This is a genomic window from Chitinophaga lutea (assembly GCF_003813775.1).
Taxonomy (GTDB): Bacteria; Bacteroidota; Bacteroidia; order Chitinophagales; family Chitinophagaceae; genus Chitinophaga; species Chitinophaga lutea.
The window spans coordinates 662,176-681,028 of the sequence record NZ_RPDH01000001.1; the positions used below are offsets into that span (position 1 = coordinate 662,176).

General features: G+C 52.1%; 12 protein-coding genes. 3 read left to right on the forward strand and 9 right to left on the reverse strand.

The annotated features are described in order from the left end of the window. Positions 1 to 156: 156 nt before the first annotated feature. Positions 157 to 891 (forward strand): DUF3800 domain-containing protein, encoded by a 735-nt coding sequence (locus EGT74_RS02600; protein WP_123844976.1) that lies wholly within the window; start codon positions 157 to 159, stop codon positions 889 to 891. 198 nt (positions 892 to 1,089) lie between these two features. On the opposite strand, the gene rpsA is transcribed toward EGT74_RS02600, so the two are convergent. After that, positions 1,090 to 2,985: a 30S ribosomal protein S1 gene (gene rpsA, locus EGT74_RS02605; RefSeq protein WP_123844977.1), complete on the reverse strand. Its 1,896-nt coding sequence runs from the start codon at positions 2,983 to 2,985 to the stop codon at positions 1,090 to 1,092. A gap of 206 nt (positions 2,986 to 3,191) precedes the next feature. On the opposite strand from rpsA, the gene EGT74_RS02610 reads away from it, so the two are divergent. Next, positions 3,192 to 4,088: a rhomboid family protein gene (locus EGT74_RS02610; protein WP_123844978.1), complete on the forward strand. Its 897-nt coding sequence runs from the start codon at positions 3,192 to 3,194 to the stop codon at positions 4,086 to 4,088. A 680-nt stretch (positions 4,089 to 4,768) separates the two neighbouring features. Further along, on the forward strand, positions 4,769 to 5,995 hold the full coding sequence (locus EGT74_RS02615; protein WP_123844979.1) for a 4-hydroxy-3-methylbut-2-enyl diphosphate reductase: 1,227 nt from the start codon (positions 4,769 to 4,771) through the stop codon (positions 5,993 to 5,995). Between the two features lie 812 nt (positions 5,996 to 6,807). On the opposite strand, the gene EGT74_RS02620 is transcribed toward EGT74_RS02615, so the two are convergent. The 8 genes from EGT74_RS02620 to EGT74_RS02655 form a co-directional block, all read right to left on the reverse strand. Then, positions 6,808 to 7,572 carry a LytR/AlgR family response regulator transcription factor gene (locus EGT74_RS02620; protein ID WP_123844980.1) on the reverse strand — a complete coding sequence of 255 codons (765 nt, stop codon included), beginning with the start codon at positions 7,570 to 7,572 and terminating at the stop codon, positions 6,808 to 6,810. Positions 7,573 to 7,597: 25 nt separating this feature from the next. Then, positions 7,598 to 9,544 carry a tetratricopeptide repeat protein gene (locus EGT74_RS02625; protein WP_123844981.1) on the reverse strand — a complete coding sequence of 649 codons (1,947 nt, stop codon included), beginning with the start codon at positions 9,542 to 9,544 and terminating at the stop codon, positions 7,598 to 7,600. A gap of 619 nt (positions 9,545 to 10,163) precedes the next feature. Beyond that, complete coding sequence (gene cmk, locus EGT74_RS02630) at positions 10,164 to 10,853, reverse strand: (d)CMP kinase (protein ID WP_123844982.1); 690 nt, start codon at positions 10,851 to 10,853, stop codon at positions 10,164 to 10,166. 82 nt (positions 10,854 to 10,935) lie between these two features. Then, the gene (locus tag EGT74_RS02635; protein WP_123844983.1) at positions 10,936 to 12,531 is read right to left on the reverse strand and encodes a T9SS type A sorting domain-containing protein; all 1,596 of its coding nucleotides are present in this window, start codon (positions 12,529 to 12,531) and stop codon (positions 10,936 to 10,938) included. Positions 12,532 to 12,543: 12 nt separating this feature from the next. Continuing rightward, a complete protein-coding gene (locus tag EGT74_RS02640) occupies positions 12,544 to 13,701 on the reverse strand; it encodes a hypothetical protein (protein ID WP_123844984.1) in 1,158 nt (385 codons plus the stop codon). A gap of 69 nt (positions 13,702 to 13,770) precedes the next feature. Then, the gene (locus EGT74_RS02645; RefSeq protein WP_123844985.1) at positions 13,771 to 15,480 is read right to left on the reverse strand and encodes a hypothetical protein; all 1,710 of its coding nucleotides are present in this window, start codon (positions 15,478 to 15,480) and stop codon (positions 13,771 to 13,773) included. Positions 15,481 to 15,932: 452 nt separating this feature from the next. Continuing rightward, positions 15,933 to 16,256, reverse strand: coding sequence for a hypothetical protein (locus EGT74_RS02650; protein WP_123844986.1), 324 nt, complete (start codon positions 16,254 to 16,256; stop codon positions 15,933 to 15,935). A 30-nt stretch (positions 16,257 to 16,286) separates the two neighbouring features. Further along, the gene (locus tag EGT74_RS02655) at positions 16,287 to 18,818 is read right to left on the reverse strand and encodes an ATP-dependent Clp protease ATP-binding subunit (protein ID WP_123844987.1); all 2,532 of its coding nucleotides are present in this window, start codon (positions 18,816 to 18,818) and stop codon (positions 16,287 to 16,289) included. Positions 18,819 to 18,853: the final 35 nt, after the last annotated feature.

Consider the following 18,853-nt stretch of genomic DNA (forward strand, 5'->3'; position numbering starts at 1 on the left):
GGCATGTGTTAAAACTATCCTAATAAATATTATTGATCGGGGTATAAAAGTGATGAAGCGTGTTAGTGGAATGGTGTAAATGCTTAAATTCAGTCCTCTATATTACCTCCCGTGTTGTCCGTCAAGAGCGTATTACTGACAATTTTAAATCAGGATATGCAGAAACAACACTTTTTTTTGGATGAAGCCGGCGATCCGACTTTTTATGGCAAAGGGAAAAGGATAATTGTAGGACAGCAAGGGGTTTCGACACATTTTATTTTGGGGATGGTTGGTTTTAGAGACGACCTGGCCGCTGTTCGGGCAAAGGTGCTCGAACTTCAACGGGAAGTACTTGCCTCTCCATACTTTGGGGGCATCAGTAGCATTGAAAAGAAGAAGCAGCAACATGGTTACTTTTTCCATGCTACCGACGATATCCCTGAGGTGCGCAAGTTGTTTTTTGACTTTATCAAAAAACAGGACTGCTCTTTCGAAGCGGTGATTGCTACAAAAATTCCCATTGTATTCAATCTCAAACATGGCAACAATTCCAATGAGTTTTATGCCGAGTTGCTTTCGCACCTGCTGTGTCAGCATATCCCGTCTGAACACAGGCTTGTATTAAATATTGCCAAGCTTGCCGCCAGTACACGGCATGAAAACCTGATGTCCGGCCTTGAAAAGGCAGTTCGCATGTTCAATACGGAGGCGCCCTTAACAACCGTTTCGCCGGATGTCGTATTTAATGTACAGGATCAGTTGAGTGAACCATTACTGAACATTGCGGATTATTTGTGCTGGAGTTTACAGCGGGTATATGAAAAGGGAGAGCGAAGGTTCTATAATTATATTGCTGACAAATTCCGCTTAAAAATTCATTTGTATGGCGATGGTACGAGGAAGGCATAGCAACAGTGGGGCCGGAGGAAATGGACACTATGAGGCATAAAAAAAGCCCATTGTCAACCTAAGCAGGATTGGCCTGCGACGTTCTTGGAACGACTTTCAATTGCAACAGACTATAACAAATTTACAAAAACTATCCGAATAAAAAAGTCCCCCGGCTCAACACCGGGGGACTTTTATCTTTTAAAACAATCAGGTCAATTATTCACCTTTCTTTTCTTCACCACCTTCGGATTGTTTCAGTTTTTCTCTCAGTTCGGCCAGCGCGCCCAGATCGCCCAGGGTTGCTTTTTCTACCTTAGACTGGATGTTTTTCACAGTCTTGCGGGTTTTTTCAGCATCAGCACGTTTTTCTTTGATCACAGCGTCTTTCTCGTCGGCTTTTGCCTGTTCCCAAACTTTAGCGTGAGAAACCAGGATGCGTTTTTCGTTGCGGTCGAATTCGATGATCATGAATTCTTTCACATCTTCAACGGCGATCGGTTTTTCATCTTCAGTGCGCAGGTGACGGGCGGGAGCGTAAGCTTCCAGGCCGTATTGCAGCTGCACGGTAGCGCCTTTGTCGTCTTTCTTCACTACAGTTCCTTCGTGGATAGAACCAATCGGGAAGATAGTTTCGAAAGTGTTCCAGGGATCTTCTTCGATCTGTTTGTGACCGAGGCTCAGTTTGCGGTTGTCTTTATCAATGCCCAGGATAACCACTTCGATCTCGTTGCCCACTTTCGTGTACTCGCTCGGATGGTTGAAGCGTTTGATCCAGCTCAGGTCGGAGATGTGGATCATGCCGCCGATACCGGTTTCCAGCTCAACGAATACGCCATAAGGAGTGATGTTTTTCACGATGCCTTTGTGACGGCTGTCCAGCGGGAATTTAGTTTCGATGGTAGACCAGGGATCTTCGGTGAGTTGTTTGATAGACAGGCTCATTTTGCGCTCGTCTTTGCTCAGGGTAACTACCACTGCTTCGTACTCTTCGCCCAGTTTGAAGAACTCTTTGGCGTTGATCGGGGTGGAAGCCCATGAGATCTCGGATACGTGCACCAGGCCTTCCACACCGGGGAGGATTTCCAGGAATGCGCCGTAGTCTTCGATATTTACCACTTTGCCTTTCACTTTTGCACCTTCGGTGATAGTAGCCGGCAGGGTATCCCAAGGATGGGGAGTCAGTTGTTTGTAACCTAAGCTGATACGTTTTTTCTCGTCGTCGAAGTCCAGTACCACCACGTTGATCTTCTGATCCATCTGGAGTACTTCGCTCGGGTGAGAAATACGGCCCCAGCTGATATCGGTAATATAGAGCAGACCGTCCAGGCCACCCAGGTCGATGAACGCACCGAAGTCGGTGATGTTCTTGATCGTACCTTCCAGTACCTGACCTTTCTCCAGTTTGGAGATGATGTCTACACGCTGTTGTTCGATATCGCTTTCGATCAGGGCTTTGTGAGATACTACGGCGTTGCGGATAGCTTCGTTTACCTTTACTACCTTGAACTCCATGGTTTTACCTACAAACTGATCGTAGTCGGTAACCGGTTTAACGTCGATCTGAGAACCGGGCAGGAAGGTTTCCATGCCGTAAACGTCCACGATCAGGCCGCCTTTGGTTTTGCTGGTAACGGTACCAGTAACCACTTCGCCGGTTTTGTAAACTTCCACGATGCGTTCCCATGCACGTTGCATACGAGCCTGTTTGCGGCTCAGGTGCAGGTTGCCGTCGCGGTCTTCTTTTTCAACTACCAGTACTTCCACCTCGTCGCCCACTTTGATGCCCTGCAGATCGCGGAACTCATTGAGGGAGATAAGACCGTCGGATTTGAACCCGATGTTGATCACCACATCTGTTTTAGTGACGCCAACGATGGTACCGGTGAGCAGACCGTTCTCTTCGATCACTTTGAAAGTGCTGTCGTAAGTCTGGTCGTACTTTTCCTTCTCTTCTTTGGTGTAAGAAGATACGTTACGTTTGTCCACGCTCCAGTCGAAATCGTCGTGAGCGGTGGCAACAGGTGCATTTGTTGTCGCTGTTGCTGCCGGAGCTGCTGCTTCCGGGGCCTGTTGTTCAGCGTTTTGTTCGTTAGTAATGTTGTTTTCTGTCAAAATTTGTTTCCTCCTTTTAAAGTAAAGTATTTTAAGGGAGGCAAAGATACGCCAATATTCCCTTTCGGGCAATTTTATTTAGGCGAAATCCGGGCTGTCAATCAAATGATTACATATATTGTTATTCATCACCCGGGAAGCGCCCGTCCCGCCTCCTATGCAGGCCCCTGCGCGTTTAGCTCAACAATTTTCTTTAATTTTCCGGTATGAATGGCACTTCTTTTCAATCGGATATCAAACACTGGCTCAAACAGGAGAATACGGTCAATCACCTCATGTTTGTGAACATCGGCATTTTCCTCCTCCTCGGCATCCTGTACCTCCTCGCCTTTCTCCAGCTCGATGTGGCGGCGGTTGCCCACCAGTTCCTGCTGAATAACCTCCAGTTGAATATATATAATAACGAATTATTGTATAAGCCCTGGGGGATCCTGACTTATATGTTTGTCCACACCGGGATTTTCCATATTTTCTTCAACATGCTCAACCTTTACTGGTTCGGCAATATGTTCCGCAGTACGCTGGGCAACAAACGGGTACTCCCCCTTTACCTGCTCAGCGGGCTCTTCGGCGCCCTGGTATATGTCCTGTTCTACTACGCGCTCCCCACTTCCGGCGTGCTCGGCGGCCCCATGATCGGCGCTTCCGCGGCCGTGATGTGTTTCCTGGTCGCCAGCGCCACCCTCATGCCCAACCTCGAAATTGGCCTGCTGTTCCTCGGTACCATCAAACTGAAATGGGTGGCCGTGGGCGTGATCGTCATCGATATCATCACCATCCCCCTCGGGAACGTGGGCGGCATCCTGGCCCACCTCGGCGGAGCGGCTTTCGGGTATGTGTACGTGCGCACGCTCCAGAACAACGGCACGGACCTTTGCGCCCCCCTCATCGCCCTGTTCGAAAAAATCACGAGCCTGTTTTCCCGCCGGCCGAAACCCCAGAAATTCAAACCTAAAAAATCACCCCTCCGCGTGGTGCGCAATAACGAGCCTTCGCATACCACCCGGCTCGACCAGCTGCTCGATAAAATCAACGAAAAAGGCTACAACAGCCTCACTTCGGAAGAAAAACAGTGGCTGAAGAAGTACAGCGACGAGAAATAGCAGCCTCGCCTGCGCCCGGCCAAAAAACCAACCAGACCTGACAGCCGTATCTTTTCCTGAGAAAAGCAAAAAGCCCCGGAGAACCAGGGCTACTGCATTTGTCTATATCAGTAAACGTAAAATGCTTGTTAAAGGCTACTCCGCGAACATTGTGAAGCGATTCCGCCTGTTAAAAACCTGGCCGCAGCGCCTGTGAAGACCGGTCCCTGTACTCAGTGGGCACCCTGATTCAGGAAGATATGTGCACCTGAATCCCTGCCCGTACACCGCAACGTGTCCCGATGAGCACGTAATTCCGGGAGACTGGCACCTGCGCCGCTGCCTGCACCACACCGTACCCCAATGAGCACCCGGAACCCGTTCAACCGTTCCGCAACGCATTTCAATTCATGCTCCCGCAATCCCGATACTCATAAAAAGAAACACTGCTCCGCTCCCGGCAGCAAAAAACATCCCGCTGAATACACTGGAACACAACCGTACCGGGCATTTTCCGGAGGGGAAACTGACGCCCGCATATACGGCACCTACAGGCACATGGCTGCGCCCGGACATACTACGATCTTGGATGTTTCTACTACAAAAGGTTTAGTACATGAAAGTTAACTAGAAAAGTTGAGATTTCCGCATTCGTACTTGCGGCAGATATCATTTATCTTTGCCCAATTGAGGCCGAACACATGAAAACATTCAACGTACCCATCATATACCGCAGTCCGCTGATTTCCGCCATTAAACAGCACCGTAAGCAGCAGGACCGCATGAAGAAAGACTTCAGCCCTACCCTGCTCGATTTTGGCCCGGTACGCATCCTGCTGGCCCGCCACTTCGGGTTCTGCTACGGCGTGGAGAACGCCATCGAAATCGCCTTTAAAACCATCGACGAAAACGAAGGAAAGCGGATTTTCCTGCTCAGCGAAATGATCCATAACCCCCAGGTGAACAGCGACCTGCTCTCCCGCGGGGTGCGTTTCCTGATGGATACCTCCGGCAAACAGCTCATTCCCTGGGAAGACCTGCGTTCGGACGACATCGTGATCATCCCCGCCTTCGGCACCACCCTCGAGATAGAAGCCCGCCTCCAGGCCATCGGCATTACGCCGCTGCAATACAACACCACCTGCCCCTTCGTGGAACGCGTCTGGAACAAAGCAGAGCAGATCGCCGCGCGTGAATACACGGTGATCGTGCACGGCAAACCCAAACACGAAGAAACCCGGGCCACCTTTTCCCACAGCCGCTTTCATACCCCCACCGTGGTGGTGAAAGACATGGAGGAAACCCACCGCCTCGCCGAATACATACACGGCCGTAAACCGGCGGAACAGTTTTACGAGGAGTTCAAAGGACAGTACTCTGAAGGTTTCGACGTTACCCGCCACCTGCAACGGGTGGGCGTAGTGAACCAGACCACCATGCTGGCCTCCGAAACACAGGCTATCGCCGACTATATCAAACAGGCCATCATCGAAAAGTTCGGGCTGGCCGACGACCAGGTGGCGGCGCATTTCGCCGACACCCGCGATACGCTCTGCTACGCCACGAACGACAACCAGACGGCCGTTACCGGCATGCTCGAGGCTACGGCCGACCTCGCCATCGTGGTGGGCGGCTACAACAGCTCCAACACCTCCCACCTCGTGGAGCTCTGCGAAGAAAAACTCCCCACCTACTTTATCTCGTCGGAAGAGAAACTCCTCTCCGCCAATGAAATACTGCACTGGGATTTCCACCATCACCAGGAACTCCACAGCACCGGCTACCTGCCCGGCAAGGAAGTGGTCACCCTCCTGCTCACCAGCGGCGCCTCCTGCCCCGATGCGGTGGTGGAAGGAGTGATTCGCAAACTCCTTGGTTTTTACGGTCTCGAAGAAAAACTGGAAGAGAAAGCGGCAGCCTTCTCCTGATAACCGGCGACTGCCTTCCGTTACCTGCCTGCATGAAATGAAAGTTTCGCGGACATGATCAGTATGCCCTGCCTGAACGCCAAAAGCGTCGGGACTACACATCATTTCATGATAAAGGAATGGTCGACGGCAGCGCGTAGCTCCTCACGCATCCCCAAAGGAACAAGCGCCTGGCAACTTGAAAGGTGGATGGAATGTGCGCAACCGGTTATTCCGCACCGGGCCGACAGGAACCGGCGGCCGGCATATTTCACCTATCGTGGAAGGTTGATGGAATACTCCAACCGGCTGTCCATATCCGGGCCGAAAGGAACCGTTGCCTGGCATATTTCACTTATCATGGAAGGTTGACGGAATACGCCTACCGGCTGTCCATATCCGGGCCGAAAGGAACCGTTGCCTGGCATATTTCACGTATCACGGAAGGTTGACGGAATACGCCTACCGGCTGTCCATATCCGGGCCGAAAGGAACCGCTGCCTGGTATATTTCATGTATCATGAAAAGTGGGTGAAATGCTCCCAACCGGCCATTCCATATCCGGGCCGAAAGGAACAAGCGTCCGGCGAACGCCTGATTACACGGGAGGTATATAAAACAAAAAAGACACCAGAAGGTGCCTTTTTCCTTTGGGGCTAATCAAACGCTAGTAATGCAGAGAAAATTCTTTTTTCTAACAAACAATTGATTTTCTGATTGTGTAACAAATGTACAACCTCACTTCAGCCACCGCAACCCCCATTTAATATCCGGTATCGAACAGCCGATAAGTGGCAAGATTGGGTGTAAATCCGGCAGACCCTTCTGCACCGTCAGAACTGCATCGCTTTTTTCAGGAAATCGGCCTTACGCCGCCGTGACACTTCCACCTGCGTGCCGTCGCTCATCAGGGCGAAGCCGCCCTCTCCCTGGATGTAGGATTCCATCTGCTGCAGGTTGATCAGGTGGGAGTTGTGCACCCTGAAAAAGTCCGCATCGGTCAGCAGCTCCTCGAATTCCTTCAGCGGTTTCGACACCAGCAGTTGCTTGCGGTCGGTGAAAAACAGCTTGGTATAGTTCCCTGTCGATTCGCAACGCACGATGTTCTGCACGGGCATAAACACCAGGCCGTTGATGGTGGGCAGGGCGATTTTTTTATTGGTCTGCTGCATGGTTTTCATGTTCTGCAGAAACACCTCCAGCGGCGCGATGGCGGGATCGTTGGCTTTGCTGGCCCGGCGCTCCTGGAACTTGCGCAGCGCTTCCTGGAGGTCCTGTACACTGAAAGGTTTGAGCAGGTAATCGAGGGCGTTGAATTTGATCGCCTTCAGGGCGTATTGCTCATAGGCGGTAGTGAAAATCACGTCGAAGAAAATCCGTTCGTATTGCTTCAGCAATTCAAACCCGTTCTGATGCGGCATTTCCACGTCGAGAAACACCAGGTCGGGCTGCAGTTCGTCTATCACACGCCGGGCGTCCTGTACGCTGTTTACGCCGGCCAGTACGGTTACTTCGGGACATTTTTTCTGCAGCATCGCCTGCAGGGCATCAATACAATGCTGCTCATCGTCGACGATAATCGCTTTGATTTCGCTCATGTGGTGATTTTTAAATTTTCTCTGCTTAAAATAAAAACTCTGCCGGCAATACAATTCTCACTCTTGTGCCGGTGGCCTGCCCGTTGTCCTGCAGATCGTGGATCTCTACATTTGCGTCTTTGGTATTGTTGATCTTGCGGATGAGCGCTATGCGGCCTTCGGTTACTTTCATGCCCATTGAATTGTGCATGCGGTCTTTCTTCTCTTTTATTTCCATGGCCATCTTGCGGCCGATTCCATTATCCGTTACCGTTACCTCGAGCACCTTGCCCTTCAGCCCGATGGTAATGTCCAGCATCCCTTTTTCCTTGCGGTGCACGAGACCGTGCCAGATGGCGTTTTCCACATAGGGCTGGATGATCATGGGCGGTATCAGCACCTCTTCTTCGTTGATATGCTCTTCCACCGAAATGCTGTAGTCAAACATGTTGTTGCAGCGGAGGGCCTCCAGGTCGAGGTACAGCCGCAGCGATTCCACTTCCTTATTGAGCGGGATGAACGTATGCTGGCTGTTGTCGAGGATCATGCGCATCAGTTTGGAAAACTTCGTGAGATAGTCGGACGCTTCCTCCTGGTTGTTGCTCCAGATGTACCGGTGGATGGAGCTGAGCGAATTGAAGATAAAGTGCGGGTTCATCTGCGAGCGCAGCGAACGCAGTTCCAGCTGCAGGGTTTGCCGGTTGGCCTGCAGGTTGCGGTGGCGGATGTAAAAGAAACCGCCCACGATGAGCATGAATAAGAAGCCGGCCAGCGCAATGGCCAGCGCCAGGTTACGGCGGATGCGCAACTGGCTGAGGTCCTGGTCCTGCTGTAGCTGTTTGATCTGGTTGTCTTTCTGGTGCACGTCGTGCAGGGTTTGCATCTGCGCGAACTCGATGCTCGACTTCTCCCGCAGCAGGCTGTCTTTATACAGGATGGAATAGTTGTTATTGTCCATGGCGAGGGTCAGGTCGCCGGCCCTTTTGTAGTTATCGCCCATCGATTTGTAGGCTTCCATGAGGGTGGATTTGAAGCCCCATTTCAGGCCGAGGTCGATGGCCTGCTGCAGGTATTTGCGGGCTTCCTCGTACTTGCCTTCTTCGTTGAGCAGCCGGCCGATGCTGATATAACTGTCGGCCACATGTATCTTGTCGTCTACCTTGTCATTGATGGCCAGCGCCTTCTGCAGGTACTCCATGGCCAGGGGATAGTTCTTCTTTTTCTGGTAGGCCGTGCCCAGGCAGGTGTAACAAATGGACATGCCGGTGGTGTTGTTCAGTTTTTCATTCACGGCCAGCGACTGTCTGTAAAACTCGATGGCCCTGTCGAGCTGCCCCAGCCCCTCGTAGGCATATCCCAGGTTGCCCAGGTTGATGGCGATGCCGAGGTCGTTTTCCCGTTTCTGTTCGAGTTTCAGGCTGCGGTTGAACACCTCGATGGCTTCGTGGAATTTGTTGTCGGACAGTTTGATGTTGCCGATGGAATTGGTGGCAATGGCGATGCTGCGTTCGTCGTTATCTTTTTCGGCGGCCTTGAGGGCCCGGAAGTGGTAGTCGAAGGCTTTTTCCAGCATGTCGCGGCGCCGGTAGTCGACGCCGATATTATTGAGCGAGATGGTGATTAAACGGTTATCGCGGGCGTCTTCCGCACTTTTGAGGGCCCGTTCGTGATAATCGGTGGCCAGCAGGTACTGCGACCTGTTGCGTTTGGAAGTCCCCAATTCGTTATAGGCCTCCGCGAGGCCTTTTGCGTAACGCAGTTTCTGCGCAACGGTGATGGCTTCCTGGAGGTAGGCATTATCCTGGCCACGGCTGTCGTAAAAGCGGTATAATCCCTTGGCTTTGCTGATCAGCCGGTTCACCTTGGCCGTATCGTCCGGCATTTTACGCACGGAATCGAGGCTGCGGGATACCTGCAACGAGTCCTGGGCGGATGCGCGCATCCACAGGGATAAAAATACGATGATGGTAAAGATCAGTCCTTTGGAAGACATGGTAATAGGTGAACAGCGCAACTAAGATACAGAAATCGGCGGCCATTCGGAAATAATCGGGTGCAGCTGCTGCGCGGCGATTTCCCGGGCCGGTTAAAATGGTGAAGGGGCGAAAGAATTCGCCCCTTTCCTATTAACCGAATACACCTACTGAAAATATGAAACAGGACCATAACGGCCGTATCTCACATTAAGTTTAAACACACCGGCCCATACGAAAGCCCGGATGCCTGATATATATATCGTAGTTCGTTATAAACGGTTAATAGTGTGGTCTTTTTCTGGATATACGTCCGGGATATGGCAAAAAGCCTTTTTTTGGACATCACGCCGAACCGCTTTGCTGCGATACAAAAGTTACGGGATCCGCCGTAGCGCCATCCGGTAGCTCAGATCATTTCTGATGTGCAACAAAATTCAGGTTCTTTTCAAGGTATGTGTCAATCAGGTCCAAAAAGTATCAGCGGCATATATCGTCACATTTCCATTTTATGGAACGTACGGGCCAAGACCATTAAAATTGCAGGAATTTCTGAGGATGAGGTATAAAGTATTACCGGGGAAAACAATCCCTCTTACTTCAAAGGTAATAACGTTTTTGATATATACAAAAAAAGTTTCAAGATGAATGCTCCATAATGGCGTCTTCCACCCACTGTTTTACCAGCTCCAGCTGCTCATCCATCGATAACTGACTGTTATCCAATATGATGGCGTCTTCGGCTTTGCGGAGGGGACTTACTTCGCGGTTGGCGTCGATATAATCACGGAGCTCGAGGTTTTCTTTCACTTCGTGGAGGGTCACGTTCTTATTCTTTTCGTAAAGCTCTTTGAACCTGCGTTCCACGCGCACGGCGGGGTCTGCGGTCATAAAGATCTTCAGTTCGGCGTGGGGGAATACTACGGTGCCGATGTCGCGCCCGTCCATCACGATGCCTTTCTGCACGCCCATTTTCTGCTGCTGCGCCACGGCAAACTCGCGCACCTCGCGGATAGCGGCCACTTCGCTCACTTTCTCGGCCACGAGCATTTCACGGATGAGCTGCTCCACGTTTTCTTCGTTGAGGAACATTTCATTCCGCCCTGAAATCTGGTTGTAAACGAATTCGAGATGAATGCTGGCGAGCGCATTTTTTACCTGCACCTGGTCCGCCCAGTCTACCCGTTGCTGGATGAAATACAGCGTAATGGCCCGGTACATGGCCCCGCTGTCAATATACAGGTAATTCAGCTGTTCCGCCAGTTGCCTGGCCAGCGTGCTCTTTCCACAAGAGGAATAACCGTCTATTGTAATGATGATCTTTTTCAAGCCCCGGATTTTAGATATGCAGATAGTACCAATTGCTTCTGCAAATTTGCCGCAAATCCGGGAATAATCAAAGAGTTTTCTGTTACCTGCGGTCTATGACGATGACTTTGAAGGTGCGTACGAGGCGGCGTGTGGCCTGATCGTAGAATGCCAGCACATAAGTGCCTTTGGAAAGATGGCTCACGTGAATGGTGCGCTCGCCGACGATTTCGTACTGGTTCACCAGCTGGCCCGCGCTGTTCACGATCTGCATGAACAGCTCCGTCTGCTGGCCGCGGATGCGCACCTGGAACTGGCCCACGTTGGGGTTGGGCCATACGTCCACCCTGAGGAACGGCGGCACGGCCCTGATCTCGGAATAACTCACGCGGCCGTTGCGCGACACGGCTTTGATGCGGTAATACGTCCAGCCGTCGTATGAATTCGGATCGGCATATTTGTAATCCAGGCGGATGTTGGCGTTGCCGTTGGGTGCTATGGAACGCACTTCGCCGGCCTTGGTGAAATCGGTCTCGTTTTCGAAACGCCTTTCGATCTCGAAGCGGTCGTTGTTCAGTTCGCGGTTCACCGACCAGTCGAGTTGCGCGAAACTTTCGTTGAGGCGGTAGGCGTTAAAGAGAATAAAAACAGCAGGTGCATACGGTCCGTATAAAACGGAAGCCTTGGTGAAATATTCATTGGTGGTGATGCCGTCCTGCAACACGCGCAGGTGCATGGTGGCGTTCCGGAGCGTGCCGCGGGTAGTGATATTGCCGGGCATGGGCAGGCTGCCGGGATTCTCCACGTAATCCCAGGTGTTGTTGGCAAAGCGCGTCACGTAACTGGCGGAGCGGAAAGCGGCATAATCGGAGCCTTCATCCGCATCCATATGCTGCAACGTGAGTTTGGTAGCGGCAGCATCCGGTTTTGTTTTGGCGATGTTCCAGGTTTTGTTGGTGAAGTCGAGTTTATTGGTGATGCCGGAAATAGCATACTGGTATACGCTGTCGAACACCCGTGCGCGGATGTCGTCGGCAGCGCCGTCGAATTCAATGGCTGCGGGGGCGTATGTGGAAATGGATGTACCGATGGGAAATATGATTTTGCCCGCCGCCGCATTCACCTGCTCGCGGTACACGAAACCGCCGGCGATGCCGGTGCCGGTGATGATAAACGACTGATCGCTGTACCCCGTGATGGTGCCGGGATTACCGTGCCCTACCACCAGGTTCCATCCGTTGAGGAACAGATGGCCGCTGGTGAAATGCAGGGTATTGCGCACCTTGAGATCGCTCAGGTCGGCCAGCAGCAAACCAAGGCGGTTGTCCACTTCAAGATTCGGGAAAGTAGCGCCCAGGCGCGATGCGATGCTGTACCCGCCGAACACCTGTTGCGCGCCGAGGTTGCCGTATAGAGGATTGTTACCGGAAAAACGGAACAGTCCTCCCTTCGCCGAAAAACCATTCTGGCTGTTGTCGGGCATCGATGCGCCCATGCCGTTGTTCCAGGCTTTGCCGAAAAAGTTGATCACGGCGTTATCCGCCGTGCCCAGCGCCCCATCGTTCACCACGCTGCCATAAATGCTCAGCGCCTCGCCCTGCGCTACCTGCAAACGGGTGCCGGGCGCAATGTAAAGGTCCTGCTGCGCCGCCAGCGGCAGTGCAAACAACAGGAGCAATATGGAAAGACAGGTACGCATGGGTCTGGATGATCAGTTTTGAATGATGGTGACGTCTAACACCACTGTGCCTACTGTGGCATCATTACCGGTGTTATTAAAACATACCGTGATTTGCCGCGCGCCCGCGTTGGTCACTCGCGACCATGCAATACCAACCCTGGCAGTCAAATTCGTACGCGGGTTCACAATAATATTGTCGTTGCTTTTCAGTACGATCCCCGTGGGTAGCGTCGCCACTACCTGCCTCGGCGCATCGCTCCAGGAAAAGGGAGTGATGTCCGTGACGCTCACGGATGTTTTCTGGATACCAACCAGCGGCGTGCCGTTTGTACCCAGCTTGAAGTCGCCGTTCACATCGAGTTTCGCTCCCGGCGTAGCCGTACCAACGCCAAGTTCATTACTGGCATTATCCCATACGAGCTGCGCGGCTTTCTGTGCAACCGTTCCTGTTGCGTTCGTAAACACCACACCACCGTCTACAGTCATATCCGTCACGGTCATCGACTTGACGGTACCTGCCCCGTCGATGCGGAAGCCGGCGGATGTTTGCGCCGCGGCCGTCTGGTTCTGGATGTAATTATTGGAGCCGCCGGTGATATCCGCAGCCAGCAGCGGTCCTCCGCCGGTTATCAATCCTTTGGCGTTGTAGGTCAGTTTGGGAAAAGATCCCGCGGCAACGGAATTCTTCAGGTTCAGGACGATGTTTCCGGTTAGTGCGGTAGTGCCTTCCACATCACCGCCGGTAAAGGTCAACAGCTGTGATGTTGAAATAAAGTCAGGGGTCCAGTTGCTCCATTTGCCGGCCTGAAAGCGTATCAGCTGGTTGGCGGCGGGTGCGCCGATATTCACGTCGGTCAGACTGTTCAGGGAAAGATTATTCCCGTCGTTGATGCGCGTCCAGGGCGTGAGCGCATCGAATTTTTTGATGTAAAGGCTCTGATCGTTGGTATTGAACACCAACATACCGGCCGCCGCGGTATCGAGCGGATGGGAAGCGATGGCGGCGTTGTTCACACGTGGCAGTAACAGCCCCTTTTTCCCCGAGCCCAGCTCAAGAATGGCGTCGTTGCGGAGTACGGGAGGCCCCCCGAATTTTATCTGCGCTGCGGCCGGCAAAGCGAACAGGGTCAGCATCAAAGGCAGCAGGCGGCTGAAAATGCGCGGGTTTGTCTTGTAGAATATGTGCATACCTTTTTAATTGGATTATAAAGGAACGGCCGGCCAACTTACCGGCCGTTCACTTCAATCGGATAAAAATTATATACCACCCATTGACCTGCTCACTACGATCCATTTGGTGCCGTCAGACAAAATGGTGATGGAAGTATAAGGTTCGCTGATTTCCGCTACGATCGTGCCCGCATCGCGGATGCGCACTACGGAAGTAGATTCGTCGTCGGAAGAAACGCCGCTCTGGGGCAGCCTGGTGAACACGTACACACGGCCGCTGTTGCTGGCTGCGGGCTGCAGGGTAACGGGCACTTCGGGGGAACCGTTATTGCCTTTCACCAGCAGTACGTAATCGGATTCCAGTACGTTGCCGCTTGCGTCAAGCGCACGGTGTTTGATCTTGAGGCCGCCGTCCACTTTCAGGGCGTTGGAAGCGCCGTTGGCCACGATCTCGCCTTTGAAGGTTTTGGTGCCGCCGATTTCCTGCGCGTCTTTGGTGATCAGACCATCCGCGGTGGCGGATGCGTCCGGCATATCGAAAGTGATTTTATTAGTACCTGGTGTGATGGCGAAGTCCGTTCCGGTTTTCACCATTTCGAACGTCAGTGTGCCGTCTGCCGTAGTACCGGCTACCGCGGGGTGCGTAGTGGCACCGTCCACGATGGAGATACCGGAGATGCCCGTACCGCCGAATTTCCATTTGGGTACGGTCACGGAGCGGAGCAGTTTGCCGCTGTTCGACAGCAGCACGTTGTATTCCGTAGCCGCCGCATCAATGTCCACGAGGGAGTTAAACATCACGGGACCGTTGATGTTGAGCTGGGAAGAAGCACTTCCGAGCGTTACGTTGCCTTTGAATACTTTATCGCCTGCGAAGGTTTGCGCACCGGTGGTAACGATACCTGCGCGGTTTTCGCCCGCCTCATTCAACCGCAGTTCCCATTGGGTACCGGTCCATTCGAATTTACCGCCGTTGTTGGCCAGCGCGTCGTCGGCCACAAAGTCCGCAAATGTGAAAGCGTTGGCGGCCGTGAGGTTCTTTAACTTTTCATAATCGGCCGCCGTAATGAAGCCGTATTGCTGCGTGGTATGATCCTGCATGATGGGGAGCTCCAGTGAAATAACGGGGCTGCCGGCGGTGGTGGTGAACGCCGCCTGCGCATGCGTGGCCGCGCTGATGTCGAGGTTGAGCGCGCCGGAAAGGCCGTTCAGGGAAGTAACCGATACGAGGCTGAGGTCTTTTTTGAAGATCTGCCCGCTGGCGTTGATCACCAGCACATCATTGTCGGTGGGAGCCGCAGCGCCTACGCCCGCAAATGAATAACCCGTACCCGTGAAGTTGAACACGCCGTTTTCATCGATGCCTAAACGAGGCAGGTTGTTGGTGCGGATGGTGAACGGGTTGGCCGAACTGGTACCCAGCCAGGGCGACTGCCCAGCGGGGAAACCGTTACCATTGATCCTCCAGGGAGAAGATGCGCCGCCGCTGGCGTCGATCAGCTGCCACTGGTTGTTCTGCCTTACATAAAAACCGGGCTGTAAAGCGCCGGAGGGCTGGCTCAGGTAAATCAGCAAACCGTTTGCGATGGTGGGGCTGGCGTTCAGTAACTGGAAACCGGCGTCCGTCAGCCTCGGCAGCAAAAGACCTTTACGGGTGCTTTCGAGTTCGAGAATGGCGTTCGGATCCACAACTGCCGGATTGCCCCCGATTTTGACCTGCGCTTTCAAACTGTTGCTGTAGGAGAAGAACAACAGCGCACCCAGTAGCATACTGGCTATGCGTAGTGATTTTTTCATAGGTAATAGGTTAAAAATAAGTCCTTAAGTTTACGATATATGATTTTTGATGATCATGCCGATGTGATAAAAAAACCTCTCTCTGAAACCCTATAAAAACGGGAGCTACTATGCCTGAACATTTATATTTTCCACCTCCCGATCTTAGGGTAACAACGCAGGCACAATATTACATATATATTTTGATTAATACGTTATTTCTATAATGTTTTTTATTTATTTAATATCTAAGGAATAATGGAAGGGGAATATAACTTTTGATAATCAATTGAATAAAGTTACTGCAGGCTTTCTATCTCTGTGAGCAGTTGCAAAAGTGCGATTGATTTCCAATAAGATACCGAAGACAAAATACGGAGCCGGCGCTTCGCCAGGCCGTGCTAAAAGAGGGTTTCAGAAAGAGGGTGCGTACCCGCCCGGAGGGGTGAATTGATGTGAAAAATTCGGGGTGGTTACGGCACTGTATTATTATGAAAAAAGGGAGTTGCCGTTGACTTCTGCGATGAATGGGCTTCGTTGAAAAACACACGCAGAGCCATCGTTTTTCCTGGCAAATAGTCCAGGGTTAAACGACTTCCTGCAACGCAGGGAGATGCTGTTGTAAAAATCCTGTCCTGATAAAAAAGGCTGCCGGAATACAGCGGCAAATAGGCAAAGGTTAAACGCTGTCGGGATACACCGGCAAACAGGCAAAGGCTAAAGGCTTCCTGCAACGCGGGCAGTTGCCGCCGTGCAAAGCATCCCCATAAAAAAAGGCTGCCGGAATACTCCGGCAACCTTCTTCTCTATTTAACAGTCCTTAAAAACTAAGCTTCTGATTTTTCTGATTTGCTTTTCGATGGATTTTTCAGCGAAAACACCAGTTTCTGGTTTTCTTTGTCCAGGTCGGCGATCAGGATATCCCCGTTATGAATGTTCATGTTGAGGATTTCTTCCGCCAGGGGATCTTCCAGGTATTTCTGGATGGCCCTGTGCAGCGGACGGGCGCCGAACTGCTGGTCGTAGCCTTTCTCCGCCAGGAAGCCTTTGGCTTCGTCGGTCAGTTCCAGGCTGAAGCCCAGGTTCTGCAAACGCGCCAGTACGCTCTTCATGGTGATATCGATAATGGTGAAGATGTGCTCCTTGGACAGGGAGTTGAAGATGATCACATCATCGATACGGTTGAGGAACTCCGGAGAGAAGGTGCGTTTGAGCGCTTTCTCGATCACGGCTTTGGTGTTTTCTTCTTCCGTTACGGCCCTTGCGTTGGTGGTGAAGCCTACCCCTGCACCGAAATCTTTCAACTGGCGTACGCCGATGTTGGAGGTCATGATGATGAGGGTATTCTTGAAGTCCACTTTCCGGCCCAGGCCATCCGTCAGGATACCATCGTCGAGCACCTGCAGCAGGATATTATAGATATCCGGGTGTGCTTTTTCGATCTCGTCGAGCAGGATCACGGAGTAAGGTTTGCGGCGCACTTTTTCGGTGAGCTGGCCGCCTTCTTCGTATCCTACATATCCCGGAGGCGCGCCGATGAGGCGGCTTACGGAGAATTTTTCCATGTATTCGCTCATGTCGATGCGGATGAGCGCATCTTCGGAGTCGAACATATATTTGGCGAGCGCTTTGGCCAGCTCGGTTTTACCCACCCCGGTCGGCCCGAGGAAGATGAAGGTACCGATCGGCTTTTTCGGGTCTTTCAACCCTACGCGGTTACGCTGGATGGCTTTGGTGACCTTGCTGATGGCCTCTTCCTGTCCAACCACGGCGCTTTTCAGGTCTTCACCCATGCGGCGCAGTTTTTCATTCTCTGCCTGCACCATCCGTTTCACGGGGATGCCGGTCATCATGCTCACCACTTCGGCGATGGCCTCTTCATCAATGGGGTAGCGTTTGTGCTTCACCTCTTCTTCCCACACGGCTTTGGCCTTTTCGAGGTCTTCGCCGAGTTTCTTTTCGGTGTCGCGCAGGGCCGCGGCTTCTTCAAAGCGCTGGCTCTTCACTACTTTATTTTTTTCCTGCTTGATGTCTTCGATCTGTTTCTCCAGGTCGAGGATGTTCTGCGGAACATTGATGTTTTTGAGGTGGACGCGGGCGCCTACTTCATCGAGCACGTCGATGGCCTTGTCGGGCAGCAGGCGGTCGGTCATGTACCGGTCGCTGAGTTTCACACAGGCGTCAATCGCATCGTCCGTATAGCTTACGTTGTGGTATTCTTCGTAGCGCGGTTTGATGTTGTTGAGGATCTGGATGGTTTCTTCAACGGTCGGGGGATCCACCATCACTTTCTGGAACCTTCTGTCGAGCGCGCCGTCTTTCTCGATGTACATGCGGTACTCATCCAGTGTGGAGGCGCCGATGCATTGGAGCTCGCCGCGGGCGAGAGCGGGTTTGAAAATGTTGGAAGCATCGAGCGAACCGGAAGCGCCGCCGGCGCCTACGATGGTGTGAATCTCATCGATGAAGAGAATCACGTCCCTGTTTTTTTCCAGCTCGTTCATGATCGCTTTCATCCTTTCCTCGAACTGGCCGCGGTATTTGGTACCGGCCACCAGCGCAGCGAGGTCGAGGCTGACCACCCTTTTATCGAACAGCACGCGGGAAACCTTGCGCTGCACGATGCGGAGGGCCAGGCCTTCCACGATGGCGGTTTTACCTACACCCGGCTCCCCGATGAGGATGGGATTGTTCTTCTTACGGCGGGAGAGAATCTGCGAAACGCGTTCGATCTCCTGCTCACGGCCCACAATGGGGTCGAGGCTACCGCTTTCGGCCAGCTTGGTGATGTCGCGGCCAAAATTGTCGAGTACAGGTGTTTTAGACTTCGTATTGGCTTGTTTTGCTTTTGAAGCATAACTCTTACGCTCGTCTTCAAACTCCTCTTCTCCGGGGTCATCGAATTCTGCTTTCGGATCTGCAGATTTTACGAAGCCCAATTCGTTTTTAAAAGTATCGTAGTCCACGTCAAACTGTTGAAGGATTTGAGTACATACGTTTTCTTTGTTCTTGAGGATGGAAAGCATCAGGTGCTCGGTTTCCACGGTGGGACTCTTGAGCGCTTTCGCTTCCAGCACGGTTACACGGATCACTTTCTCTGCCTGTCGTGTGAGCGGCAGACTATTGATATTCGCTATGTTCTTGCCCGTCTTGTCTTTTATCGCCAGTTCTACTTCCTTGCGCAGTTCATAAAGATCCACGTTCAGTGCCTGTAGAATTTTAACAGCCGTCCCTTCACCTTCACGAATAATACCCAATAGCAGGTGTTCCGTACCGATGAAATCATTTCCCAAGCGTAAAGCCTCCTCCCTGCTAAACGAAATGATCTCCTTTACTTGCGGTGAAAAATTCTGATCCATTGTAGTTGATTTTGTTAAACCCTTACAGGGGCTTG

Coding starts and splice junctions, on each gene's coding strand:
- EGT74_RS02635 (WP_123844983.1), bottom strand. CDS start 12,531: ATGCGTACCTGTCTTTCCATATTGCTCCTGTTGTTTGCACTGCCGCTG.
- EGT74_RS02645 (WP_123844985.1), bottom strand. CDS start 15,480: ATGAAAAAATCACTACGCATAGCCAGTATGCTACTGGGTGCGCTGTTG.
- EGT74_RS02610 (WP_123844978.1), top strand. CDS start 3,192: ATGAATGGCACTTCTTTTCAATCGGATATCAAACACTGGCTCAAACAG.
- EGT74_RS02615 (WP_123844979.1), top strand. CDS start 4,769: ATGAAAACATTCAACGTACCCATCATATACCGCAGTCCGCTGATTTCC.
- EGT74_RS02620 (WP_123844980.1), bottom strand. CDS start 7,572: ATGAGCGAAATCAAAGCGATTATCGTCGACGATGAGCAGCATTGTATT.
- EGT74_RS02600 (WP_123844976.1), top strand. CDS start 157: ATGCAGAAACAACACTTTTTTTTGGATGAAGCCGGCGATCCGACTTTT.
- EGT74_RS02640 (WP_123844984.1), bottom strand. CDS start 13,701: ATGCACATATTCTACAAGACAAACCCGCGCATTTTCAGCCGCCTGCTG.
- EGT74_RS02655 (WP_123844987.1), bottom strand. CDS start 18,818: ATGGATCAGAATTTTTCACCGCAAGTAAAGGAGATCATTTCGTTTAGC.
- EGT74_RS02625 (WP_123844981.1), bottom strand. CDS start 9,544: ATGTCTTCCAAAGGACTGATCTTTACCATCATCGTATTTTTATCCCTG.